General features: G+C 35.5%; 21 protein-coding genes. 5 read left to right on the top strand and 16 right to left on the bottom strand.

The genetic code is table 11. The annotated features are described in order from the left end of the window. Positions 1 to 172: 172 nt before the first annotated feature. From Q0R51_RS06290 to Q0R51_RS06275, 4 genes are all read right to left on the bottom strand, one after another. Positions 173 to 1,396: an ABC transporter permease gene (locus tag Q0R51_RS06290; protein WP_294757454.1), complete on the bottom strand. Its 1,224-nt coding sequence runs from the start codon at positions 1,394 to 1,396 to the stop codon at positions 173 to 175. Continuing rightward, positions 1,389 to 2,285 carry an ABC transporter ATP-binding protein gene (locus tag Q0R51_RS06285; protein ID WP_294757452.1) on the bottom strand — a complete coding sequence of 299 codons (897 nt, stop codon included), beginning with the start codon at positions 2,283 to 2,285 and terminating at the stop codon, positions 1,389 to 1,391. The genes Q0R51_RS06290 and Q0R51_RS06285 overlap by 8 nt, the downstream gene beginning before the upstream one ends. A gap of 216 nt (positions 2,286 to 2,501) precedes the next feature. Then, the gene (locus Q0R51_RS06280; RefSeq protein ID WP_294757450.1) at positions 2,502 to 3,179 is read right to left on the bottom strand and encodes an NAD(P)H-binding protein; all 678 of its coding nucleotides are present in this window, start codon (positions 3,177 to 3,179) and stop codon (positions 2,502 to 2,504) included. A 160-nt stretch (positions 3,180 to 3,339) separates the two neighbouring features. Beyond that, the gene (locus Q0R51_RS06275; RefSeq protein ID WP_294757448.1) at positions 3,340 to 5,319 is read right to left on the bottom strand and encodes a PTS glucose transporter subunit IIABC; all 1,980 of its coding nucleotides are present in this window, start codon (positions 5,317 to 5,319) and stop codon (positions 3,340 to 3,342) included. A gap of 207 nt (positions 5,320 to 5,526) precedes the next feature. Between Q0R51_RS06275 and treR the strand changes: the two genes are divergently transcribed. Further along, the gene (gene treR / locus Q0R51_RS06270) at positions 5,527 to 6,258 is read left to right on the top strand and encodes a trehalose operon repressor (RefSeq protein ID WP_294757447.1); all 732 of its coding nucleotides are present in this window, start codon (positions 5,527 to 5,529) and stop codon (positions 6,256 to 6,258) included. Next, positions 6,255 to 7,907 (top strand): alpha,alpha-phosphotrehalase, encoded by a 1,653-nt coding sequence (treC, locus tag Q0R51_RS06265; RefSeq protein WP_294757445.1) that lies wholly within the window; start codon positions 6,255 to 6,257, stop codon positions 7,905 to 7,907. The genes treR and treC overlap by 4 nt, the downstream gene beginning before the upstream one ends. Positions 7,908 to 7,993: 86 nt before the next feature. On the opposite strand, the gene Q0R51_RS06260 is transcribed toward treC, so the two are convergent. Both Q0R51_RS06260 and Q0R51_RS06255 read right to left on the bottom strand, forming a co-directional pair. Further along, the gene (locus Q0R51_RS06260) at positions 7,994 to 8,485 is read right to left on the bottom strand and encodes a PTS glucose transporter subunit IIA (protein WP_046324058.1); all 492 of its coding nucleotides are present in this window, start codon (positions 8,483 to 8,485) and stop codon (positions 7,994 to 7,996) included. 273 nt (positions 8,486 to 8,758) lie between these two features. Further along, a complete protein-coding gene (locus Q0R51_RS06255; RefSeq protein ID WP_294757443.1) occupies positions 8,759 to 9,652 on the bottom strand; it encodes a LysR family transcriptional regulator in 894 nt (297 codons plus the stop codon). A gap of 117 nt (positions 9,653 to 9,769) precedes the next feature. Between Q0R51_RS06255 and Q0R51_RS06250 the strand changes: the two genes are divergently transcribed. Beyond that, the gene (locus Q0R51_RS06250; protein WP_294757441.1) at positions 9,770 to 10,312 is read left to right on the top strand and encodes a PAS domain-containing protein; all 543 of its coding nucleotides are present in this window, start codon (positions 9,770 to 9,772) and stop codon (positions 10,310 to 10,312) included. A gap of 302 nt (positions 10,313 to 10,614) precedes the next feature. On the opposite strand, the gene Q0R51_RS06245 is transcribed toward Q0R51_RS06250, so the two are convergent. Further along, on the bottom strand, positions 10,615 to 11,580 hold the full coding sequence (locus Q0R51_RS06245; RefSeq protein WP_294757439.1) for a nitronate monooxygenase family protein: 966 nt from the start codon (positions 11,578 to 11,580) through the stop codon (positions 10,615 to 10,617). A 113-nt stretch (positions 11,581 to 11,693) separates the two neighbouring features. Between Q0R51_RS06245 and Q0R51_RS06240 the strand changes: the two genes are divergently transcribed. Continuing rightward, positions 11,694 to 12,248: a TetR/AcrR family transcriptional regulator gene (locus Q0R51_RS06240; RefSeq protein WP_294757438.1), complete on the top strand. Its 555-nt coding sequence runs from the start codon at positions 11,694 to 11,696 to the stop codon at positions 12,246 to 12,248. Between the two features lie 143 nt (positions 12,249 to 12,391). Here Q0R51_RS06240 and Q0R51_RS06235 read toward each other — a convergent pair whose 3' ends face one another. From Q0R51_RS06235 to Q0R51_RS06220, 4 genes are all read right to left on the bottom strand, one after another. Further along, positions 12,392 to 13,096 (bottom strand): ATP-binding cassette domain-containing protein, encoded by a 705-nt coding sequence (locus Q0R51_RS06235; RefSeq protein ID WP_294757436.1) that lies wholly within the window; start codon positions 13,094 to 13,096, stop codon positions 12,392 to 12,394. A 15-nt stretch (positions 13,097 to 13,111) separates the two neighbouring features. Then, positions 13,112 to 13,870: a hypothetical protein gene (locus Q0R51_RS06230; RefSeq protein WP_294757434.1), complete on the bottom strand. Its 759-nt coding sequence runs from the start codon at positions 13,868 to 13,870 to the stop codon at positions 13,112 to 13,114. A 386-nt stretch (positions 13,871 to 14,256) separates the two neighbouring features. Next, positions 14,257 to 14,535 carry a DUF2087 domain-containing protein gene (locus tag Q0R51_RS06225; protein ID WP_294757433.1) on the bottom strand — a complete coding sequence of 93 codons (279 nt, stop codon included), beginning with the start codon at positions 14,533 to 14,535 and terminating at the stop codon, positions 14,257 to 14,259. Then, on the bottom strand, positions 14,525 to 16,123 hold the full coding sequence (locus Q0R51_RS06220) for an ABC transporter ATP-binding protein (protein ID WP_294757431.1): 1,599 nt from the start codon (positions 16,121 to 16,123) through the stop codon (positions 14,525 to 14,527). The genes Q0R51_RS06225 and Q0R51_RS06220 overlap by 11 nt, the downstream gene beginning before the upstream one ends. Positions 16,124 to 16,263: 140 nt before the next feature. On the opposite strand from Q0R51_RS06220, the gene Q0R51_RS06215 reads away from it, so the two are divergent. Continuing rightward, complete coding sequence (locus tag Q0R51_RS06215; protein WP_294757429.1) at positions 16,264 to 17,109, top strand: helix-turn-helix transcriptional regulator; 846 nt, start codon at positions 16,264 to 16,266, stop codon at positions 17,107 to 17,109. Here Q0R51_RS06215 and Q0R51_RS06210 read toward each other — a convergent pair. The 5 genes from Q0R51_RS06210 to Q0R51_RS06190 form a co-directional block, all read right to left on the bottom strand. Continuing rightward, the gene (locus Q0R51_RS06210; protein ID WP_294757427.1) at positions 17,106 to 17,975 is read right to left on the bottom strand and encodes an ATP-binding cassette domain-containing protein; all 870 of its coding nucleotides are present in this window, start codon (positions 17,973 to 17,975) and stop codon (positions 17,106 to 17,108) included. The genes Q0R51_RS06215 and Q0R51_RS06210 overlap by 4 nt on opposite strands. A gap of 1 nt (position 17,976) precedes the next feature. Further along, positions 17,977 to 19,239: a tellurium resistance protein TerC gene (locus tag Q0R51_RS06205; protein WP_294757425.1), complete on the bottom strand. Its 1,263-nt coding sequence runs from the start codon at positions 19,237 to 19,239 to the stop codon at positions 17,977 to 17,979. Then, the gene (locus Q0R51_RS06200) at positions 19,236 to 20,354 is read right to left on the bottom strand and encodes an ABC transporter permease subunit (RefSeq protein WP_122037075.1); all 1,119 of its coding nucleotides are present in this window, start codon (positions 20,352 to 20,354) and stop codon (positions 19,236 to 19,238) included. Before Q0R51_RS06200 ends, Q0R51_RS06205 begins: the two co-directional genes overlap by 4 nt. 228 nt (positions 20,355 to 20,582) lie before the next feature. Further along, a complete protein-coding gene (locus tag Q0R51_RS06195) occupies positions 20,583 to 22,049 on the bottom strand; it encodes a DUF4874 domain-containing protein (protein ID WP_294757422.1) in 1,467 nt (488 codons plus the stop codon). Positions 22,050 to 22,062: 13 nt separating this feature from the next. Continuing rightward, complete coding sequence (locus Q0R51_RS06190) at positions 22,063 to 23,490, bottom strand: DUF4874 domain-containing protein (RefSeq protein ID WP_294757420.1); 1,428 nt, start codon at positions 23,488 to 23,490, stop codon at positions 22,063 to 22,065. Positions 23,491 to 23,502 lie beyond the last annotated feature (12 nt).

The following is a 23,502-nucleotide window of genomic DNA, read 5'->3' as shown; positions in this document are numbered from 1 at the left end:
TTCAGTTACTAAAATCCAGCCATTGGACATACAAAGTTTAAATGTATTCAAATGATATCCACTAAAGATTAATCATAAAAATACAATATTTGTCTTAAATAGTATTTTATTATACATCAAGTTTAAATTTCAAAAAAGACTAGAATTTTTTCATCCTAGTCTTTTTTATTATTTACGCTTTACTATATTCCAGCCCTCGTTTTAGTCTCTTCCAAAAACTGGTATCTTCTGTTTGTAAAATTACGCCTTGATAGATTTTACTAATATATACTGTCATGCCAATAATACTTACTATTAAAATTACCAGCGACAAAATAACTTCCATATTACCCACATGACCATTAATTATCCGAATTGGCATCATGAATGAAGAAAAGAATGGCACATAGGATAATACTTGCGGCAGAATTTGTTCTGGGTTAGTAATAAGAGCAAATGACAGGAAAAATGCAATCAGGGAAAGCATTGTAGTACTTTGAGCAGCTTTTGAAGAGTCTTCAGGCTTGGCTACTAAAGCTCCTGAAAAAGCTGCCAATATCGTATAAATAATTACACCAAGAATCAGGAAAATGAGATTGACATTTACCAAATTCCCCAGAATTTTATTTATTACTACCTGATTGTTATGCATGAAAGAAGCCGTAATTTTTGCATGCAATGCCCAGCGGTAAGTTGCCCAGCCGCCAACAATATAAATGATGAGCTGAGTAAAAATTACGCCGAAAATACCCAAAATTTTGCCTAAAAAATATTTTGCCGCAGTTGTACTGGAAAAAATGATTTCCATAATCTTCGTGCCCTTTTCAGAGGCTATTTCTTGAGCTGTAATACTACTGTAGGACATCAAAACCATGTAAACGACCATAATCACAATAATTAAAGACACCATTTTAACCAATTTATCTCCCTGATGATTTTTCTGGAGTACTTCGCGATATTTTGGCTGCTGCTGTAAGGCTTTAAATTGACGTGGCGCTAATTGCGCTTGCTGCAAATTAAGCTGACTCTGCAAGACTTGTAAATAGCTTTTTACTTTGGGCTTCAACTCATCATCAATAGGTGACGCTCCATGATAAATTGCCTTAACTTGGTTTTTTTGCATGCCAAATACCAGGTAACCATCAATCTTTTCTTTTTTGACAGCCTTTTTAGCAGATTCAGCGGTTTTAATTTTAGCATCAACATATTTATCATTGTTTTTAATAAAGTTTTGGCGAACTTGCTCATTGGAACTGATAACTGCAATCTGGCTGTCTGAATCAGAACTAGCACCGATAGCTCCTCCTAAAGCACTACAGCCAATTATGAAAAACGGGCCCAGAATCAAAAGCAGAAAAGACCAAGATTTAACTTGATGCCAATAAGTTTGCAGCGTTACGGTCCATAACTTATTCATGTTGTTCACCAGCTTCCATTCTAAATATTTCGTCAAGTGTTGGTGGTTGTTGCCGGAACTCTTCAACATATTCGCCATTTGTCAATGCATCAAAGACTTCCGCACCACTATTTTCATTGTCAATTCGCAAAAGATATTGGCCATGCGCTTTCTTTTCCACTTTTTTAACGTGAGGGAGCTGCTGCAATTCTGCAAGCGACTTAGTAGTTTTGCAGTAAATTTCTGTTTTACCAAATGAGTCACGAACAGCGTCAACTGTACCACTTAAAACAACTTGTCCCTTTTTCAACATGATCAAACTATCGCAGATTTCTTCAACATTTGACATATCGTGACTGAAAAAAATAATTGCCGCATTATGCTTTTTAGCATCCAAAACTGCGTTTTTGAGCAAATCTGCATTTACCGGATCCAAACCACTAAAGGGCTCATCCAAAATAATTAACTTGGGCTGATGAATTAAAGTACAAATTAACTGCACTTTCTGCTGATTACCCTTCGAAAGTGTTTTTATTTTGTCACTTTTCTTACCCTGAACATCAAAGCGTTTCAGCCAGTCATCAATTTGCGGTTTTATCTCTTTTGCAGGGCGGCTTTTTAGCTCCGCCAAATAAACAATTTGCTGCTCAATAGTCATTTTGGGTAGTAAGCTGCGTTCTTCCGGCAAGTAGCCGATAGTATCAAAAGTTTTTTCAGTAATGGGCTGGTCTTCCCAAGTAATTTTTCCATCATAATGAAGAAAATTTAAAATACTGTGAAAAGTGGTAGTTTTCCCCGCGCCATTTTGACCAATCAAACCCATGATTTCACCAGACTGAATGGTAAAGTTAACGTCTTTAAGAGCCTGAAAATCACCAAAACGCTTACTTAAATGTTCTACTTTTAGCATAGCTCCCTCCTTTATTCTAATAACAATATAAGCAGATTTTACTATATGCACTAATATAAGCGCAATAATTTTTTTAAGCAGACTTAAAGCAACAATATTTGCAATACTACTTTCATTCATCTTTTACTGGGTTTTAGCTCAAAGTAAAAAGACTAATAAATCACGTTAACAAAACATTAATTTATTAGCCTATTAAAATTTTTGATCAAAATATTTTTACTGGAAGTTTGTAATTGCCTGTGCAATAGGTACTGTGCCATTAGCAATATCAAATTCCTTTTGGTGTAATTTTCCCGTTAAAATAATGTCAGCAACTGTTCGGGCCACATCTTGACGAGTAATTGTCATATCTGCAATAGAATCAGTAAAATGATTTGCCACTTTGATCTTTCCCGTTCCCTTTTGATTAGTCAATGCCACTGGCCGCAAAATTGTGTAGTCAAGTGAACTGTGCAATAACCACTGATCAGCATAATATTTTGCTGCATAGTAATAATTTTGTGGTCCTGCTGCTGGTGTATTATCCGACCAAAAGCTGCGATCGTCAGATTTAATTGCACTAATCATGATAAAACGGTGAACGCCAGTTTCTTTTGCCGCATTAATTGCTTTGACCGCTCCATCAAGGTCAATCATCATCGTTGCATCAGCACCTGTTTTGCCACCTGAACCAGCCGCAAACACTACTGTATCGACTGTTTGCATGGCTTTTGCCAATTGCCGTTGCGGTCCTGCTAGATCAACAAATGCAGTAGTAATTCCCTTTTCTTGATAGGCTTTTTCCTGCTCATGGGAGCGCAAACCGGCAATGACCTGGCAAGTCGTACTTTCTTGTAAAATTTTTACCAATAATTGCCCAATCTGTCCGTGAGCACCAATTATCAGAACTTTCATTTTCAATCACTCCATCCACAATAGTTCATTTTATTATAGTTTAACCGCGTATTTCAAAAATGCATTATAAAAGGGTTCTTGACTAATCACTATTAGTTTTAGAACCCTTTTAGATAATTCAACATTTTTTAAAAATTAAACTATTAAGCAACCACACCTATTATAAATCAGCTAAATTCTTCTTCTTGGGAGCATTCTTAGGACTATCAGCGTCATTCTCCTTATAGCCAAAGAAGTAAGTCAAAGCAAATGCAGCAATAATAGTAACAATAGAAGCAATCCAGAAGTTTAACAGGTTGTTTGGATTACCTTGCCCTGCCTTAGGAACAAAGGATGGAAAGCCGATCAAGCTGCCAGTAAAGCCATACATATCAACTTTAAGCAGACCGTTTACCAGACCACCAATGGCAGCACCAAGACTGGAAGTCATGAATACACGACCATACTTTAAGTTAACACCGTACATTGCCGGTTCAGTAATACCAACAGCGGCGGAAATAGCAGCACTTAAAGATAAGCCCTTTAGGTCAGGATTGTGCTTGGTCTTAAACCAAACTGCAAGGGCGCCGGCACCTTGGGCAATCATCGTTACTGAAACGATACCGTTTAAGATACTATGTCCCGTTGCAGCAATATCATTCGCAATAATTGGCACTACTGCCCAGTGCAGTCCGAAGATAACCAGTATCTGGTAAAGACCACCGATGATTAGACCGGAAAGTGCAGTGTTGACAGTTAAGAGCCATTGCAATACTTTGGCAATTCCCGTAGAAATAAACGAAATTACGGGCCCTACAATAATTAAGACCGTCATCCCTACTAGAAAGATTTCTACTAGCGGAGTAAAAATTTGTCTTAATGTGACTGGCATCCACTTTTTAATCCACGGTTCAATCTTAGCAGCCATCCAAGCCGCAAAAATCATTGGGAAAATTGAATAAGTATATTGTGGAATATGAATTGGAATACCAAAGAAGTTAGCATTAATACCAACGCCAGCTAAGTAGTAACTGAATTTACCGCTAGCATAAATTTTTACTAAATCAGGGTAAATCAGAAAGCCGCCGATAATAGAAACAACTACCGGGTTAGAGCCTAATCTTTGAGCAGCAGTAAAGCCAACGATTAAAGGTAGGAAGTAAAACGACGCATCCCCCATCGCATTGATAATGGTGTAAGTTGGCGAAGCCGTAGACATGTGGCAAAAGTTAGTTAAAATGTTAAGAATACCTTTTAACATACCACTGGCTGCCAGCAAACCAATCACAGGCATCATAGAGCCGGTAATTACGCCTATTAACTGGAAGAAGCCATTTTTAATCTTGCCACCAATAGATTGGTTAGCCTCTGGAGCCGGAGTTGCAGGTGCAGCTTCTCCTTGCCCAGCATATTCAGGCCCAAGTAGTTTAATTAGCTCGTCATAAACGTCCTCTACCGTTTGCCCAATTACTATTTGATATTGGTTATTAGCACGAGTAACGTCTATTACTCCTTTAATGTTGTTAACTTCATCATCATTCGGAATACTATTATCGTTTAAAGTAAACCGCAGACGAGTAAAACAGTGCATAACGTTTTTAACATTATCGGCACCACCAACAGCCTTAACAATTTCATGCGCCGTAGTTTGGTATTTATTTTCTTTTTTGTTAGCTGCAGCTGGTGCTGCTTTAGTCTGTTTTAAAGTAATAGTAGCAGCTGATTCGCCAGCAGCTTTAGTACCCAGAGCAAGGTCAATGCCAGCTAGAACATCTTGAGTATTAGTAATTGCCAAGATGACGGTATTATCTTTTTGAGCATCTTTAATTGCTTGCAGATTCATTGTCCCCAATTGCTGTCCTGCTTTCACCTCAGAGTTTGCTGCTACTTGCAAATCAAATGGTTTGCCGTCAAGTTCGACAGTATCTATGCCCAAGTGAAGCATAACTTCCACACCGTCTGCAGTCTGCAATCCAAGTGCGTGCTTAGTTTCGGCCACCATTATCACTTTACCTGTTACAGGCGAGACAATTTTCCCAGAGCTAGGTTTAACGGCAAAACCTTCACCTAACTTCTTCTGAGAAAAAACCGGATCATTAACATCCTCGAGGTTAATGACCTCACCAGCAACAGGTGCCAGTATTTTTATCGTATTACTCATAATTACGCCTCCATGAAACTACCACATAAAAGGTCGTCATATATATTGATAACGCTTTCCTTAAGATTATAGTTCTTGTATAGACAGGTGTCAACAAATTGCTTATTATATTGTTGTAATAAATAATTTTGTATTATTTTCCAGACTAGACAGGTTAAAAATTAACATAAGGTGGTATGATTAGTGTTAAAAGGTGGATAACAAATAATGAGAGCTAAATATTTACAAATTGCGGCAGATTTAACGAATAAAATTAGGCATGAGCAGTATGTTGCCGGTGATTTCTTGCCAAGTGAACCAGCACTATCAGAGCTATATAATGTTTCACGTGAAACTATCAGAAAAGCTTTAAATGAACTCTTAGATGCTGGCCTAATTCAAAAAATAAAAGGTAAAGGTTCAGTAGTTATTAATGCAGCGCGTATCGCCTTCCCAATCTCTAATATTGAATCCTTTGATGAGCTTAATAAGCAAAAACAAATGCATGCTGCAACCAAAATATTGGAATTAAAAGACACACAGGTGCCTTTGACTATTAGTAAACATTTATCCTTAACAGAAACTGCTGCAACTTATGTGTCCCGTTTACGATTAATCAATAATGAACCAATTGTGGTTGATGAAGATTATATTTTAAAAAAATATGTACCTAAAATTTCGGCTAAGCAAGCTCAAAGCTCGTTATATCAGTATTTTGAAGATGATTTAGGACTTGAAATTGATTATGCCACTAAAACTATTACCGTAGAACCAGCCAGTCAAAACGTAATGAAGCAGTTGCAGCTTACCGATACTAACTTAGTTGTAGTAGTGCGCAGTTTAACTTATTTAAAAGATACATCTTTTTTTCAATATACTATTTCTCAGCACCGGCCCGATAAATTTAAATTTGTAGACTTCGCACATAGAAAAGCACAAAATGGAGGACTTATATTATGAGTTTAGCTGACAAAGTGATTTATCAAATATATCCTAAATCATTTTATGACAGCAATGGTGACGGGATCGGTGACTTAAGGGGGATTATCCAAAAAATTCCTTACTTAAAGAAATTAAACATTGACATGATTTGGTTTAATCCGTTTTTTGTATCTCCCCAGAATGATAATGGTTATGATATTGCTGATTACTATAGTATTGATCCACTATTTGGTACAATGGCTGACTTTGAAGAATTAGTCACAAAGCTTAGGCAAAATCATATTGGTGTGATGCTTGATATGGTCTTAAACCATTGTTCTACTGACCACATTTGGTTTAAAAAAGCCTTAGCCGGAGACGAATATTATCAAAAATTTTTCTACATTAGAAATCCTAAAGCAGATGGCAGTATGCCCAACAATTGGACATCTAAATTCGGTGGCTCAGCTTGGGCACCTTTTGGAAATAGTGGTAAATATTATCTTCATTTATACGACAAAACTCAGGCTGATTTGGACTGGCACAATCCTGCAGTTAGAAAAGAACTGTTTAAAGTAGTTAACTTTTGGCGCGACAAAGGTGTTAAAGGCTTTCGCTTTGACGTGATTAATGTTATTGGCAAAGATGAAAAACTTACTGACGCACCACAGAACACTGCCAGTAAGTTAATGTATACTGATCAACCTATAGTGCATCAATATCTAAAAGAATTAAATCAAAAAACTTTTGGTCAGCAGCCAGGTACAATTACTGTCGGGGAAATGTCATCAACTACTATTGCTAATTCTGTTGCTTATACTAGAAAAGATAATCATGAATTATCAATGGTTTTCACTTTTCATCATCTAAAAGTTGATTACCAAAATGGCCAGAAATGGACTAGAATACCTTTTGACTTTTCCGCTTTAAAAAACGCTCTTAACGAGTGGCAGATTGGCATGAGTCAAGGTGGCGGCTGGAATGCTCTCTTTTGGAACAATCATGATCAGCCTTGGGCCTTAAGTCGTTTTGGTGATCCTGTTAATTTTCGTGAAAAATCTGCAGAAATGCTGGCTACCGTAATGCATTTATTACGTGGAACACCTTATATTTATCAAGGCGAAGAAATTGGCATGATCAATCCTAATTACCAGACAATCACTGACTATGTGGATGTAGAAACGCTTAACGCTTATGACGAGCTTAAAAAAGAAGGCATAAGTGATGCAAAGGCTTTGGCAATTATTCAGGCTAAATCTCGTGATAATAGTAGAACCCCAATGCACTGGGATGATACTGCTAATGCCGGTTTTACTACAGGAACTCCTTGGCTTAGGCCTAAAGATCAAGATAAAATTAATGTTGCAGCTGAATTGGATCATGGTGAGATTTTCCCTTATTATCAAAAACTGATTTACTTGAGAAAACATTATCCCATTATCGCCAAGGGAAGTTACGAACCGCTTGACTTGGATCATCCACAAATTTTTGCTTATTGCAGACTTTATCACGGGCAAACCTTACTGGTAATTAATAACTTTTATGGTAAAAAAATTACTTATAGCTTGCCTAACGCTTATCAGGAACGACAAGCACAAACATTGATTAGCAATTATCATAAAAACTTACAGGAAGTACCAAAAACTTTAGAGTTGTATCCTTATGAATCACTGGCCTTGTTAATATAGATTAACGCAAAAATACCTCCAAATTTGTCCTAAATTTGGAGGTATTATCTTTGAAAATCGAATCTATTTTTGTTTGTCAAAAACATCTAGCCAATAAGTAAATCATTAGCCTTAACTTCTGCACCATCATCCTGGTTCAGTTTGATTTCTTTTTCATATCCACTGGTGAACACAACAATGACAGTAGGGTCTAAATTGTTATCCGTTACTACGTTCTTATCAAATACTTCTAATTTTTGACCTTGAGTTACCTCGTCATCTTGGTTTACCATCACTTCAAAGCCTTCTCCTTTTAAGTTCACAGTATCAATCCCAATATGAATAAGAATTTCGACACCTTGTGCAGTTTTTATACCTACGGCATGCTTTGTCTTGGGAAGAGCCTCAATTTTACCTGCTACAGGTGCATAAACGGTTACTTTATCCTCATCAGGAATAATGGCAAAACCATCTCCCAGCATTTTTTGTGCAAAAGCAGGATCGTTTACCTTTTCAATTTTTTCGAGTTTGCCACTAATTGGTGCAGTGACCGTAAAGTCTTCCTGCTTCTCTTGTTTCTTACCAAACCACTTAAACATTCTTCTGACCTTCTACTTTCATTAATCTTAAGTAATTAATTTCATGTTTTATTACAATTTTAGCTTTCTAACTATTAACAAATATATACTTTTTAGCAGAAAAAACTAGTAATGAAAAAACATTTTCTTGTTTTTTAAGAAAATCTCTCCAAAAGTGCTTTTTCCGTTAACTCTTGATATAGCAGCTTGTTCATACTTAATTCACAAAAACGTTTAATATATAAAAGTAAAGACACTTCTCTCTAATCTCATCTTTAACAAGAGAATTCTGTACTATTCAAAATCAAAATTAAAATCTTGAATAAACTTGATAAATTGATAGACAATTCTTTTCGCATTATTTTTCTGTGTAATGGCTACTAAATCAACTTGCGGTTCCCAGTCAAGGGGAACATAGGCTAAGCTGCTGTCAAGTTCAGGATAAATACAGTAAAGACCTAATCCCAGACCTTGATTTGCCTTAAGCAAAACATTTAAAGAAGATATTTCAGCGGCATAAGTAATATTTAAATCTCTATTCAGATGAATAATCTTATTTTGTAAATTAATGATATCTGTCGCTGCCCATCTGTTATCTAAAAACAGTAATTTTTCACTCTGAAAATCCGTCAATTTAATTATACTTTTTTTACTCAAAGGGTTATTTCGCGGAACAATTACTTTGAATGGCTCTGTTTCAATTGGATAGACCTTAATATTATTTAAATCTTCAGCTTCCAATCCAGTTGTCAGCATAACATCCAAATTGTTAGACACCAATTGCTGCTTTAATTCGTTGCGATTCAAATTTACCAGTACAAATTTAACTAGAGGAAACTTTTTTTGAAATTGACTTAGCCAAAGGGGAATATATTTATCATTAAAAGGATTATATGAATAGCCAAAATTTATTTGCATTCTTTCTTTTTTATCTTTTTCCTGAATCTCCTGTACTGCAGAATTATAGTTATTAATTAATGGCCTTATTTTTTGATAAAAAACTTCACCACTTTTCGTAACATTAACATAGCGCTTGTTGCGATTAAATAGTTTGACGCCAATCTCATCTTCAATAGCATTAATATCGTGTGTGACAGTTGGCTGGGTGGCATGAATTGCCTTAGCAGTTTTGGTAAAATTTTTTGTTTCAACTAAATTAACAAAAGTAACAAGTTTTTTTATATCCATATCTTTTTCCTTATAAGTTATTTCTATTATTAATAACTGATATTAATTTCACTTATAATTATAAATAAAATATACTATTTTTGTAAACGGTTTATATAATAAATAAGGAGATCAAAAATGGTTAAACATACAGAAGAAGCTACCAGTGCCTGGATTACCGAAACAGCTAAAAAAGTTAATGCTGCTAAGGGTACAGATTATGTAGAATTAGATCAAGGATTATTAACAGTTGACCAAATTGATGCATTACTCAACTGCCTGCCACTCGAGTTAATTACTATTGACAAAGACGATCGTTATGTCTATTGCAATAATGAAATCCCTAAGGAGATGTTACTTTCACCACGTTGGCCTGAAAAACTTGGCCAAACTTTATCTGAAGTTCACAAAAAGACTTCAATGCCTCATGTTCAAGAAATAATGGATTACGCCAAAACTGGCAAAACCTATAAACTTATTAAACCAAGTGATAACGAATATATGGTTGCCTCTTTTAAGAATATGATTGACAAAAATGATCAATATGCTGGCGTGACTGAATGGATTGTTGATTTATTACCAATCATTAACTGGTACCTAAAACAAACGGGACAGAAACTGGTTCCTGATGAAACTAAAAAGGCAACCGATGTAGATTCCGGTGCCTCAATGCAGTCATAAATAAAATATAAATTCTTAAGTTGAAATGTTTCCTAGATTCTAATTGAGAACTGGCTCTTTAATAATTAGCATGCAAAAAAAGCTCTATTGTTGGGATAGAGCTTTTTTCTGTGATTCTAGTGGAATCGCTAAACTATTCATACATTTATACTTTAGCATAAAATTGTTGCAAAAAGAGAATTACCAATTTTCAAAGTAATAGTTCTTAATCGTTATCTTTATTAAATTCGCATGACGCCTGACAGCATCACCTTGTGCCGCAATCATTTCCTTATTTTTGCAGGGGACAATTAGCACTTAATCTATAGCTCTACATTTTGCAATGATTGCAGAACGTTTTCAGTATCTTGTAACACATCCGCAATAATTTGTTTAACGGGTTTTGATTCTTTAATTAGGCTCAAATCTTGACCAACCATAATTGCGCCATTTTGCGTATCACCTTGATACATCCCCATTTTGATAGTTTTAGCATCAAGACCAGCTTCTTTTTGGGCAGCTTCAGCCTTCAGATGAGTAACTTCTAAGTCTTTGATTTGATCAGAAAGGTTATTAGCAATCATTCTAAAAGGCGCGTCATTAGCATAAGAAACTTCAGCAGTAGCCATATCTCCTGCAGCAATAATTGCTTGTTTTGCTTTATCATTAATCGGTAACTCATCTGCTACTAAAAAAGCAGTGCCCATTTCTATCCCTTCGGCTCCTAAAGCAAATGCTGCAGCACCACTGTGGCCATCTACAATACCACCTGCAGCTACTACTGGGATATTAACTGCTGCTACCACTTGTGGCACTAAAGCCATTGTGGACTCAAAAGAGACATGGCCGCCACCTTCCCAGCCTTTGACGACTACCAAATCAGCTCCCGCTTTTTCTGCAGTGACTGCATCGGCCAAATAACTGGCCTTGACAATTATTTTCATGCTCAGTTTATGCCAGCGGGGAAAATATTTTTGGCACAAAGCACCATTAAGCCGCATAGCATCAGCATAAACTACCGGCGGTTTAGTTGCTGTCAACACTTCATCTGCTTGCTGAACAATTCCGTCCTGCATGATTGCGTTAACGGCAAACGGTTTTTCAGTTAATTTTTTAGTCTGGTTAATTTCTGCAATGCTGGCATCTTTAGGCATATAACCTAAGCCCAATACGCCCAAACCACCAGCATTTGAGACCGCAGATACTAAAGGAGAAAGCGAAGTAAACGCCATTGCACCCTGAATTACGGGCTTTTCAATTCCTAATACTTCTTTTACTCTATTCACCATTTAGTTTTTACCTCCATCACTTATAAATTTGCTAAAATTAGCATAACGATTCCTTAGTTAAGGTGTAATGACAAATATTTAAATTTTGTCGAGTCAGAAGAAGGCATTACTTAATGGAAAAGCAAAATCCCAGTTTAGAGTTACGCCTAAGTAACGCGTTATTTAGCTTGTTAAGTGATAAAGATTATGAACAAATCACAATCACAGATATCACCAAAAAAACTAAAGTGGCCAGAACAACTTTTTACATTTGTTTCGACAATAAAGATGAATTGCTGCGCTTTTCTATTAACCGGTATATGATTCCGTTTGTAGCCGGTTTGCGCAACTCACTTGATCTTAAACCTAAAGACAACATGACCAGAACTATTGCTGCACTGAATGATATAGCGCCACAAATTAAATTTCTGCCGCTTTTGCTTAGCATCAAAACTGCAACATTTAATCCCAGTCGCGAAATCGAAAATAATGTTAAAAAAGAAATCAGGCAGATATTACAAAAGGAAAAAATTGCTCCCGATATTTTAGAATACTTTGCCAGTCTTTATTTTGTCAGTTTATTAGAAACACAAAAATGGTGGGCCAAACATCCCAAGGTTGCTCCAGCTAAAGTCGCTCAACTAATTCACCAAAGCTGCTATCACGGACTTATTTCACTTCTTAATTAACAAAAAAAGAACCAAGTAGTTATTAGCTTCTTAGTTCTATTTGTTAATATATAGTAATGCATTGCTGATTAATACACCATGCAAACCAAAATAGTCTGTTCAGCTTAATCAGTTTTATTACCTCTTATAAATCAAAAGGATAGTTACTCTTGCTTTAACAATATATTGCCTGATCGCATCTTCTTAAAGGCAATATCAATATCATCTGTATCCGCAGCTTGTAACATTTGGCTAAGATTACCTTGAAAAACACATTTTTTGTTGCCAACGAATACAATATGCGCCTGCATGGAATTTAATTTATCCAACTGGTGTAAAGTCATAATAACTTTTTTCTTTTTCTCAACAACTAAAGATACAATTAAGTCTAGAATTAAATTTTCAATATAACTGTCAATTCCACTAAGAGGTTCATCGAATAAATATAATTCCCGTTCCATTATGCTAGTACAATAAACCATAACAGATTGGTATTCCCCACCGGACAAAGACCTTAGTTTAGTATTTATTAATTCCTTTATGATCTCATTATAAAAACTAACTTGTGCATTAGTGACTGCAACAGTATGATCATTCATCGATTTAAAAAAATTTATTACTTGTTTTACTGTCAGTTCATCAAAGAAAGACATGTTTTGAAATTTATAAATAATATTAGGCATAGAAGGAAAACCTATCATAGCTGTAGCAGGACGATCAATAAAGCCGTAAATTAGATTAAGTAAAGTCGTTTTACCAGCACCATTACCGCCAATGATTACATTTAACTGATCGCCAATAAATTTTGCGTTAAAATCGGCAAAGATTTCTTTACTTTTATAAGAAAAGTTCAAATGCTTAATTTCCATATTGTCTCCTTACAACTATTTTTCAAAAATTGTAGAAATATTTTGTTTCGCAATAAAAATCATCCCAAATACGACATAAATTAGAATAACGAGCAATAAATTAGCAAGGGTTGCCCAATTTACTCTAGAAAACATCATTTGCATTATTACTTCATACCCCTTCATTAGGTATTTAACAGGTGTACATAGCAATAACAAATTTAATATTTTGTTTTTTGCTTCAACAGCTGACACCATGAATGAAGCCAAAATAATCAATGTAATGACAATATTGTAAGTTTGCAATTTTAATTTTGTTGTTAACAAAAAATACAATCCCATAGTTAAAGGCAAAACCAACACAGTCGCAGCTATGATAGTGGTTAACAGTAAATAACCCAGATAGGCAAAGGACTTAAACATTAGTGCGGTAATTAAGTTAAATAGAAATAATTCTATTATTAAAAACGTCCATTGCGATAAAAATTGACTAATCAGTACTATATATTTTGAATTGGTTACCATGTAAATAACTTTATAATAGCCGTAGTCACGATACTCAACCATTGCCAGAATCACTGAGTTTAGAACAGTTGTTAAAGCAATATAGGCAAAATAGTATGCACTGCCGCTAATTAGTTTAGTCTTACTGACAGTATAGTTATTAATCAAGACCAGAGCGTTAGATATAGCAAAATATATAACTGGGAAGACAATGTTAAACATTAGTGCAATTTTGTTGCTAAAAGCATTAATAAGAAAAATCTTGTAGAGCGCATAAAACTTTTTTTTCATATAGAAATCTCCGTGAATATTACCTAACATTTTTGAAATAGTCTAAACTTATCGCCTAAAAGATGTAATCCAAATTCAGCTAGTTTCAATTTCAAATAGATTCTCAGCTTAGCAGCAACAGTCAGTTTACTAATAGTCTTCAATGTATAATAATTATTAAAATTATATGTTATTTTTATATGCCGGTCAATTAAATTTCATAATTTTATTACTTGAAGTTATAAACATACTCCTTTTAGTCTTCCTAGATTATTTTATATTGCAGTTATCATTACACAAATTAAATTTTACTACAAAGGCTGCTAAATTAACTTGTAGCTTTTCGCCAAAACAAAAAGGACAAGCGGTTAATGCGCCACTTGTCCTTAATTATATTAAATTACATCCTAATCCTTTACCCCATTTTCTTCATTCAGCCAGTAAACTCTTCCGTCATCTGTTCTGTTTAAAAAATGATTTTCAATTAGGTCTCGTCTTCTAGTAACATAGTCTGACACAAAGTGCATTAAAATCAGGTTCACTTCCTGCTCAGAATATTTTTTTGTTGGTTCAAATTTAGTTGCCAAATATTGTAAAATCAACAGCCGGTTTTTAGCCTTACCAGGCCATACTTTAACAACTCCATCATCATCAATATAGCGCATTAATACTTCTTTATTCTTCATTTTCTCCATTTAAATTAATTATTCGATCAAACAATGATTTTTCAGTAGCAGAAATTTTATGAGCCACTTCAATTACTGCCAAATTAGGCTTTTTTAATAACGTTTTATGAATTGCAAGTGACAGCTCTGGATCAAGGGCACTAGTAGCCTCATCTGCCAGCAATACGGGCCGTTCAGAGAGAAAAGCACGTGCAATTTCAATTCTTTGGATTTGTCCTCCGGATAAATTTGCCCCCTTTTCACCAACCTGATAATCCCAGCCTTTTTCATCCACGAGTTCAGTTAGGCCCGCCGATTCGACAGCTTTAGCCAAACTTTCTGGGGAAACCTTTCGACCTAATAGAATATTAAATTTGATTGTATCGTCAAAGATAAACGGCTTTTGGTTGACGTAACTAAAATTATCGTGAGCTTCAGCCCAATTACCGGTAACATCTTTATCATCAATAAAGACATGCCCCTCGCTGGGCTTAATTTTACCCAACATTAAGTTTAACAGTGTAGTTTTACCCCAGCCACTAGGTGCCATGAGTAAAATTTTTTCGTTAGGTGCTACCGTCAAATTAAGATGAGCAAAAATTTTTCTTCCACCTTGACTGTAAGTTGCATCTTCAACTTTTAAACCAGTAAATTGACCAGTTTTCGCACTTTTAATACTGTCAGCTGAAAAAGACAGAGCCTGCTCTACTTTATTCCACATTGGTTTAGTAGACTTAATAGCATTTAATTGCTGAAAAATATTAACTATCGGATTAATAAATTCATTTGATAGTTGTACTATCATAATTAAGGTACCAACACCGATCTGACCTTGCAACATTAAGATAGCACCTACTAAAAATGGTAGTATAAAGCTGAAAATATCTGCGAAAGCCATAATGACTTCTCCCGCTGCAGCTTGTGTGAAGTTTAATGACTTCAATGCCTCTTCCATTCTTTTGGCACTGTTAACGACTTTACTAATAGTCGAACTTTGAGCATCGTACAATCCAACAGTTTGCGCTCCGTTTAGCCCGTCATTCACACTCTGGGTATACGAAACATTATTTGTCTCCCAGACTTTTGCTTTGGCTTGAATAGTTTTGGTAAATGCTCTTTGCACCAGTCCGGGAATTAAAGTAGTTACCATAAAAATTAATGTTAAAATCCAAGAATTGATTAAACCAACCACAACTGACAGTAGAAAAGAAGCTAATTCTGCAATGATCATTAGTTCATTTGTAGTCTTAGACGTCTCAATTTGTTTCAGATCGTTGGTCATCAGGCTTAAGCCATCCTTTTGTGAATCACTGCGTTGTTCAATCAGATAACCCATCGTTTTCTCTTTAAGATAAACATTGACATCTTGAATAATAGAACACTTGATATAGCGGTATACAAAATTAGACAACATAATAATTAAGATTGTTGCAGCACCAAAGCCAGCAATTTTAATTAAATTACTACTGTCGCCTTGACGATATTGCGCTGCATTTAACATGATCTTGGTGACATAAGCAATCACCACATTGCCAAACGCACTGACTATTGCTAAAAGTGTGTATGCACCAAGTTTCCATTTAGATGCAAATTTTAACGAAGATTGCATTTTGTTACTCCTTTTTTACTATTAAAAACGATTGTAATGTTTTAAATTAAGCATATTAAAGCATGACTAATTTTTGAATATATTTCTTTTCTCATATATGAGAAAAAAGTGCCATAATATAGCAAAAAGGACAAAGCAACATGCAATCAGGAATTGAATTTAAACAATTAAGAAGAAAACAGCATATTACGCTTAAAGAAGCAGCTAAAGGTATTTGTTCCATTCAGATGCTATCCCGGTGGGAAAATGATCAAGGCCATATGGACTTTAACCGGGTTTTAAAACTATGCGAAAGAATCAGTTTATCAGCAACTGAATATATTGCGCTTGCCAAACTAGACCCGCAGGATCATATTGCCCAAATTTTAGAAGAGTCTTGGAGCAACCACGATAAAGACTATTTGGAAAAACTGGCTCAATCGGCATTAAATAAATACAAGTTAAGCCAAGATCCTTTTGACCTGGACTATGCAGCAATTGCTTGCAGTTTGTATTATAAAACTTCACAGCACAATATTTTTCCTATAGCCCAGCAAAATGAATTAAACCAGCAATTAAGTAAAATAACTGTTTGGGGTCATGAATTTCTTTCACTGTTTGCCAATGTTATCCCTATTATTAGTCCCAGAGTCATTTACCAAATTTCTGTTCAAGTTATCAATCATATTTCTTTTATTAGAAAAGCAGGAGAAGGTACATTTCATTTTGGTATAGCAGCACTATTTGAAGGTGTAATCGGCTTAATTACAAATAATCAGTTTAAATTTGCAGATAAACTGCTCACACAAATAAATCAGATTGACTTACCAGATAACGAAATGTTGCTAATTGTTGGACGCAAATTTTTAAATGCAATTCTCAGCTTTCACAATACCGCCAATGATGATCTAGCTGTTTCAATTATTCATTTTTTAACCAGTATGAACATGCAAACTACGGCTACTTACTTTTTACAAATATTAAATCGGGTTAAAGCTCTAAACTAATTATAAAATTTGTTAAATAAGTCTTCGATATCAATTCTTTCAACCGAGTACTGAATATCGGCTTGCACTAGGTTTGCTAGCAGCTGAGTCAGCTTATCTGGGGTAATTTCTGCCAAAGGAACCAGTAGCAGATTATTGGGCAGAGTCTCATAATGATAATCAGATAGCAGCTTAGTAGCTTCAGGACTAGACTGCATTTTTAAATAACGCTTTTTTTGCTTTTTATTGTCTAAATCTTCAATGATATGTCCCTTACCCATAAATAAGACTCTATCAGCATACTGCTGCAAGTTGGACAAAAGATGTGAGGCCATAATGATCAGCTTCTTTTCCTTTTTTAGTTTAAGAAGTATTTGTGAAATTAAAGCCACATTCTGCGGATCAAGTCCATTCATTACCTCATCTAACAGCATTACTGGAGAATCAGCTGCTACTACCATGGCAAAGCATAGTCTCTGCTTCATTCCCAAAGAATATGTCTGCACTTTCCGCTCAACATAACTTTTCATTTGCAAGTCAGCGATAATTTGGTCAACAGGTTTAGCAGAATTGTGCCAAAGATCAGCATATAAATTAAGATGATCCCGCCCCGTCATGAAAGGAAATAAATCACTTTGCTCGGGAAAAGAGCAGATTTGCTGGTGCAATTTTATCGTATCTTTTTGACTTTGATAACGTGTACCTTCATACTCAACAAACCCTTTTTGCGGTGTTAAATTATGCAAAATAACATTAATCAGGGTTGACTTACCTGTCCCATTAGGAGCAACCAAGCCAACTATTTCTCCTTGTTTAAATTTGAGGTTAATGTCATCCAAAACAACGTTTTTTCCAAAAGCCAATCTGACATCTTTTAGTTCTAACATTTTAATCACCCCGCCTAACTAAAGGAATACTTTTAATTTGGGTAAATAGAAACAGTAATATTTCGATGGCAAGCATAGCTACAAGTAGTGGCCCCAGCCCTGAGTTAAAGCCCCAGCCAGGAGTATCCATTAAATAAGCTAAATTGCCTGTAGTGCTGTCACCAATTGAAAAATATGTCATGGGCAACTTCTCCAACACTGGATGAACAAAGCCCATTCCGAATGAGAAGTACAGTACTTTGGCACTAATAGCAAACAAACTACTAAGCATCCCCGCCACATATTCATTACGAAAAGTCAAAGACAGCAAAATTGTGAGCCTGATAAAAATAAAGGAAACAATGATTGCAAAAATAATGAATTGCAAATAATACATACCCAGCGTTTCCGTTTTAAAGATAAGTTGGAAATTAATCCGGCCTAAATAGGCGACTGTATTTAATCTTAATGTCCCCATACCATATCTAGGTGCAATACAGAGAAGAGCTATTACACTAGCTACAATAAAATCTATTAGTACTCCTACTTCGACAACCCCTGTTTTAAGCCAGAGAATGGTTCGTTTACTTAAGGGAATATTTTCCAGTACCGTATAATATTTCCGGTCATTAGTCACAATGTCAGCTGTAAAGAAGCAAACTATTACTACTAATATTAGAACTGTCCAGCCAGAAAGCGAATTTTGCATTACCTGCAAAGCAGTGCGTTCTTCCAGAATATTTTTGTCCAGCGGCGTTTGCCTGTTCTTTTTACCAGCTAAAAGTGCATTGTATAAATGACGCGTGCGTTGATAACCAAAATGCCCATCCTGCTGGTAATTATTACTTTTATTATAAGCAGCCGGATACAAGAAATTTTGGTTTCCTTCTGTATGAATTAGATTATCAATATATTGATAACGTCTGCTAGCATACTTAGTATATGTTTGCCAGTCATTTTTCTTTAAAGCCCCTAAAAGCTGTTTATCGTATGCTAAAACTTTGGGATATGTACCAACTGCATCTATCGCACCCTTACTGGGAAAATAAAAATAACCCGGTTTATTGGAATAAGCTATCTCTTGCCGTGCTACTTTGAGAAAAGCAGTGTCGTCAATATATTCTTTTTGAATTGGTTTAGCATCGACTTGCTCAATTACTTCATGATTGGGCACACTGACCAAACCAAAATAAAGAGACATAATAATAGTAGCAATAAATAGACCAATATTTTTAGGATTGAGCAAAAATGCCTTTAATTGGAAAAGAAAATAGCGCCATCTCATCGTGCAGCCCCCTTTTTATTAACCAAGTACCTAAACCAAACTACACAGACAAGTGACCAAATTAGCAATATTACTGCTGCGGTGGCAAAATTTAGTCCTGCAAATCCAGTTTTACTTGCCACAGTGCCGTTAAGCACATCATTAACGTTTAAGTATACAGACGGTAGCCAAGTAATGGCTTTAAGCAACTTGCTCGGTAAATAAGATAAAACATAAAGGGCAATGCCAATAAAGGTACTTAAATAAACATTTTTGGTTAGTTGGTTAAGAAGCAGCGTCAGACTGGTCACAAAGACCACCAAGACCGCTGTATAGAACAAAAAGATTAAACAATCCAGCCATATAGGAATTGCCCTAATTTTATTAAAATAAAAAACATTAGGATAATTCAAACTGCGAAAGCCGTTAAGAAGGCCGGCAAACAGATACGCGCCAATTAAACCAATAATTAATGGTATTAAAGTTAAAACCAGATTAATCATTGTTTTACCTTTTACTTCATCTTCCACACGATACGGAATATTACGTAAAACCGTTTCATGATCTAATTTAACCATCCACACATCATTGGCAATAAGCAAGATATAAAAGAAGATCAGGACAGCTATGAAGTTCACAATATAAATTAAATAAGTTACAGATACTTTTGAGCTCATTGCAGGTGGTATATGATGCTGATAAAGATATTTATATGTAACCAGTCCCTGACGCAATTGGTATTTAGGGGGTACATTTAAGGTACTGGCACCCAAATAATTATTTTGATAACCATCAAGCATAGTTTGAAATAAGTTAAGTGAACTCTCTAAATATGTTTGTGGCGACTCTAAAACTTCACCATTTTGCAGGCTGGCAATACAACCTTCCTGGGCGTTTAAATTGTCATAAGTTTGCTTATATTTTTGTTTACGTAATAAGTTACCGTTAAAATAGCTGATATTAATTTCCAGTGAGTCGTAATATGACTGCCACTGACGGTAATTGTCGCCCAGATTCTGATTTCCAACTAATAAAACGAAGAAAACCATGAACACAATTAAGGCTCCCATTAGCAGAATGTTTTTCTTAGATTTGCGTGCGATATTGAAATTGGCTTTAAAATATGTGCTCTTCATGAATAATAACACCTGACTTTATGAAACTCACTAGAAACCGGGAAAAGTAATTAATAATGATTTTATCATATTTTAATCAAATTTATTATATCTTCTAAAGGATAGTGGCTAAATTAAAACAAAAACTAATCTCGTCTTTAATTTAAATCAAGTAAAAAAAGCCGCTGAACTAACGTTTTAAGACGTAATCCAGCAGCTTTTTAATGTTCAATTATAGTAATACAATATTTAATTAAGTGTCAGCAAATAATTATAGCCATCTGCAAAATTAATATTATTGGCCAAGCGGTTTCCCGTATTACTGTAACCAGTAAATTTAAAGGCTAAATATTTTGCCTGGCTAACTAAGGTTTTATCTACCTGCCATTTGATTGGTAAAGTTTGCAAAGACTGTAAGTGAGCAATATCAGTTACATTCTTAGCAGCCACTACATTTTTAGCTGCATCCAGTAATACTAGTTCTGCTTTATTAATTAGGACAGGAGCAGCCAGGCCATAATTAGTTAGATTAACTTGATAGTCGATATTCTGTTCATTTACTTGATAGCTGATGTCTTTAACTGCTAAGCGGTAGCCCAGATAATCCCTGATATATTCATACCAAGAACGACTTGCTTCATTATCATTAGTATCTTTAAACCATGATTTCTGATACGGTAACTTATATTGATCTAAAAGTGCAGGTGTTACTAGTTGCCGTTTCCAAGCACTCAAAGAATAGTCCTTGCCGTCTTCTTTGTAATTATGAGCTATACTCAATGAAGTAAAATGATGAACTGCTAGACGTTGAGCAATCAGTGGTGCAGAAATTAACTGACCGTTATTGTCTGATGCATTGGCAGAACCCCAAATCATTTCACCGTCAACCGGTACGCTCTGAGATTGTTCTGCCATCGCCTTCCATTCAGCAGAATTAGGATCAGCACCTGCAGTATTCCAAACATGAGGACGACCAATCAGGTAATCATCATGGAATCCAACTCTTTGCCAGTCAGAACTTTGCGGGTCAATATTTCGTGACTTGATATTGTAATATCTGACTTGAATAAATAAATCTTTAGGGGTATTAGCTAACAAGGCCTGGAGAATTTCTTTTTCGTTCATACGGCTGCGGGCACCGCTGTCCCATTCTCCCCAAGCTCCAATAAACCCTGCTTGTAAATTCGCTATTTGATCGCGATGCTGGGCAATCCAGGGAGCTAACTGCTTAATATGTGCAACTACCTGCTCAGTTGTAGGTTCCTGAGACTTTGGATGAGCATCGTCCCAAATGTAAGCAAAGCGCAATACAGCCTGCAAATGATATTGCTTTAACTTTTGGAAATATTGATCCATATTATCAAAGGCCGTTTGATCTAATGGCTTGTTTTTATAATCTGTTAGATAAAAGTATACTTGTGCAAGACGCGGGTTATCAGCAGAAAATGTAGCTACCGCATTTTGCATTTGCGCTATCCCGGTTTTATCTGCATTAGCCCATAAGCCCTTGCCGGTCTTAACATTTAAATTTAACTCTAAACGAAAGCCGCGATCAGTATTGTTAGCCATTTCTTGATTTTGTTGTTCGGTTAGGGGCTTTTCGTCATATCCAGTAACGGTTGCTGCCTTTACTGAGGATAAACTTTGCTGACTTGATAAAAGAAATAGCCCTAAAAATACAGCTATTAAAGTTAGTTTCTTAAATACTTTTTTCATAATGATGCCTCGGTCATAATTTAAACCAATTGATACCATCTGCCCATTGACACTCATTAGCCAGACGTGCCGTACTACCATTGGTAGCAAGCAGTTTGACTCCGACCTTGTCAGGCTGATCAGATTTAGTCAATGGAATAACCGTAGTTATTTCATTATTAGTTTGTAAAGTGCTTTTTTCTACTAAAGCTTTACCAATAACATCCTGCTGCTTATTCACAGCCAACAATTCTATTTTTGCCAAAGCTAAAGGTGCAGCAAAACCTGTATTTTTCAGTGTCAGGTAAACTGCGGCATTTAAAGCAGAATTATAGCTAATTTGTGTAGTCTCTAGGCGATAGCCTAAATAATCACGTAAATATTCAAAATAATTACGTTTAATTGGCTGCTTTTTCTGATCCAAAAACCATGATGATTGATATGGCCAATGCTTTTCATCTAATAAATCTGGTGTAACAGGAACATGCTTCCAATATTCAAATGAACCTGTTTGAGGGAACTTAAGCCCTTCTGGCTTGCCAGTTCTCTTTAATTCATTTTCTAGCGTTACGTTAAAATATGAATTAGTTTCTATTTCATGATAATTATGCGCAATACTCAAAGTAGTGAAATGATTCTCAACCATTCTTTGCGTCATTAATTCTGGATCGACATATTTTGTTTCTAAATACATGGGATTAGCAAATAACCAAATGCTTTCCCCATCAACAACTGTATTTTTTGATTCTCTTAGTAGTTGCTGGTATTCATTAGATTCATGATTTTTACCAGCCGTATTCCATTCGTGGTCAATACCAATTAGAAAATCATCATGAAAGCCAATTCGCTGTTCATTCCATTTTTCAGTAACATTTATATTACGGTTTTTAATATTTAAGTAGCGTACTTGAACCGTCAAATCTTGGGGGGAATTTAACAACAAACTATGAAGAATGGTTGATTCATCAGTAGTATCACGAGCATGTTGCGACCACTCACCCCAAGGGCCAATGATTCCTGCTTGTAAAGCGTGAATCTGCCTGCGGTGTTCCTGCAGCCAACCTGATAACTGCTCCAAATGCTGCTGTACCCTGTGCACACTAGGAGCTTGTCTATAAGGCCTCTTATCTTCAGAAATATATGCAAAACGCAGCAGTGCCTTTAAGTTTAACTTAGCAAGTTCGTCAAAAAAGGCATTCATGTGGTTAAAAGCTTGTGCATCCAGCGGTTTATGTTGATAACCTGTTAAGTAAAAATAAACCTGTACTATTCGCGGCTGATCATTAGTATACAGTGACGCTTCTCTTTTCAAAGCAGCGATAGCATCTTGATCAGCATATTCATAAATGCTCTTACCTGTTTTTACATCTAAATAAACTTCAAAGCGAAAGCCACGATCAGGATTTATTAATAAAGTCTTAGTCTGATCTCCACTTAACTGCTTGGGATAATAATTTGACATCATTGGCCTCCA

Origin of the sequence: uncultured Lactobacillus sp. (genome assembly GCF_946477725.1) — a bacterium.
GTDB lineage: Bacteria > Bacillota > Bacilli > Lactobacillales > Lactobacillaceae > Lactobacillus.
The sequence above is the reverse complement of the archived record's forward strand: the minus strand, read 5'-3'. Positions and strand labels throughout refer to the sequence as shown.

Coding starts and splice junctions, on each gene's coding strand:
- Q0R51_RS06290 (WP_294757454.1), bottom strand. CDS start 1,396: ATGAATAAGTTATGGACCGTAACGCTGCAAACTTATTGGCATCAAGTT.
- Q0R51_RS06285 (WP_294757452.1), bottom strand. CDS start 2,285: ATGCTAAAAGTAGAACATTTAAGTAAGCGTTTTGGTGATTTTCAGGCT.
- Q0R51_RS06280 (WP_294757450.1), bottom strand. CDS start 3,179: ATGAAAGTTCTGATAATTGGTGCTCACGGACAGATTGGGCAATTATTG.
- Q0R51_RS06275 (WP_294757448.1), bottom strand. CDS start 5,319: ATGAGTAATACGATAAAAATACTGGCACCTGTTGCTGGTGAGGTCATT.
- treR (WP_294757447.1), top strand. CDS start 5,527: ATGAGAGCTAAATATTTACAAATTGCGGCAGATTTAACGAATAAAATT.
- treC (WP_294757445.1), top strand. CDS start 6,255: ATGAGTTTAGCTGACAAAGTGATTTATCAAATATATCCTAAATCATTT.
- Q0R51_RS06260 (WP_046324058.1), bottom strand. CDS start 8,485: ATGTTTAAGTGGTTTGGTAAGAAACAAGAGAAGCAGGAAGACTTTACG.
- Q0R51_RS06255 (WP_294757443.1), bottom strand. CDS start 9,652: ATGGATATAAAAAAACTTGTTACTTTTGTTAATTTAGTTGAAACAAAA.
- Q0R51_RS06250 (WP_294757441.1), top strand. CDS start 9,770: ATGGTTAAACATACAGAAGAAGCTACCAGTGCCTGGATTACCGAAACA.
- Q0R51_RS06245 (WP_294757439.1), bottom strand. CDS start 11,580: ATGGTGAATAGAGTAAAAGAAGTATTAGGAATTGAAAAGCCCGTAATT.
- Q0R51_RS06240 (WP_294757438.1), top strand. CDS start 11,694: ATGGAAAAGCAAAATCCCAGTTTAGAGTTACGCCTAAGTAACGCGTTA.
- Q0R51_RS06235 (WP_294757436.1), bottom strand. CDS start 13,096: ATGGAAATTAAGCATTTGAACTTTTCTTATAAAAGTAAAGAAATCTTT.
- Q0R51_RS06230 (WP_294757434.1), bottom strand. CDS start 13,870: ATGAAAAAAAAGTTTTATGCGCTCTACAAGATTTTTCTTATTAATGCT.
- Q0R51_RS06225 (WP_294757433.1), bottom strand. CDS start 14,535: ATGAAGAATAAAGAAGTATTAATGCGCTATATTGATGATGATGGAGTT.
- Q0R51_RS06220 (WP_294757431.1), bottom strand. CDS start 16,123: ATGCAATCTTCGTTAAAATTTGCATCTAAATGGAAACTTGGTGCATAC.
- Q0R51_RS06215 (WP_294757429.1), top strand. CDS start 16,264: ATGCAATCAGGAATTGAATTTAAACAATTAAGAAGAAAACAGCATATT.
- Q0R51_RS06210 (WP_294757427.1), bottom strand. CDS start 17,975: ATGTTAGAACTAAAAGATGTCAGATTGGCTTTTGGAAAAAACGTTGTT.
- Q0R51_RS06205 (WP_294757425.1), bottom strand. CDS start 19,239: ATGAGATGGCGCTATTTTCTTTTCCAATTAAAGGCATTTTTGCTCAAT.
- Q0R51_RS06200 (WP_122037075.1), bottom strand. CDS start 20,354: ATGAAGAGCACATATTTTAAAGCCAATTTCAATATCGCACGCAAATCT.
- Q0R51_RS06195 (WP_294757422.1), bottom strand. CDS start 22,049: ATGAAAAAAGTATTTAAGAAACTAACTTTAATAGCTGTATTTTTAGGG.
- Q0R51_RS06190 (WP_294757420.1), bottom strand. CDS start 23,490: ATGTCAAATTATTATCCCAAGCAGTTAAGTGGAGATCAGACTAAGACT.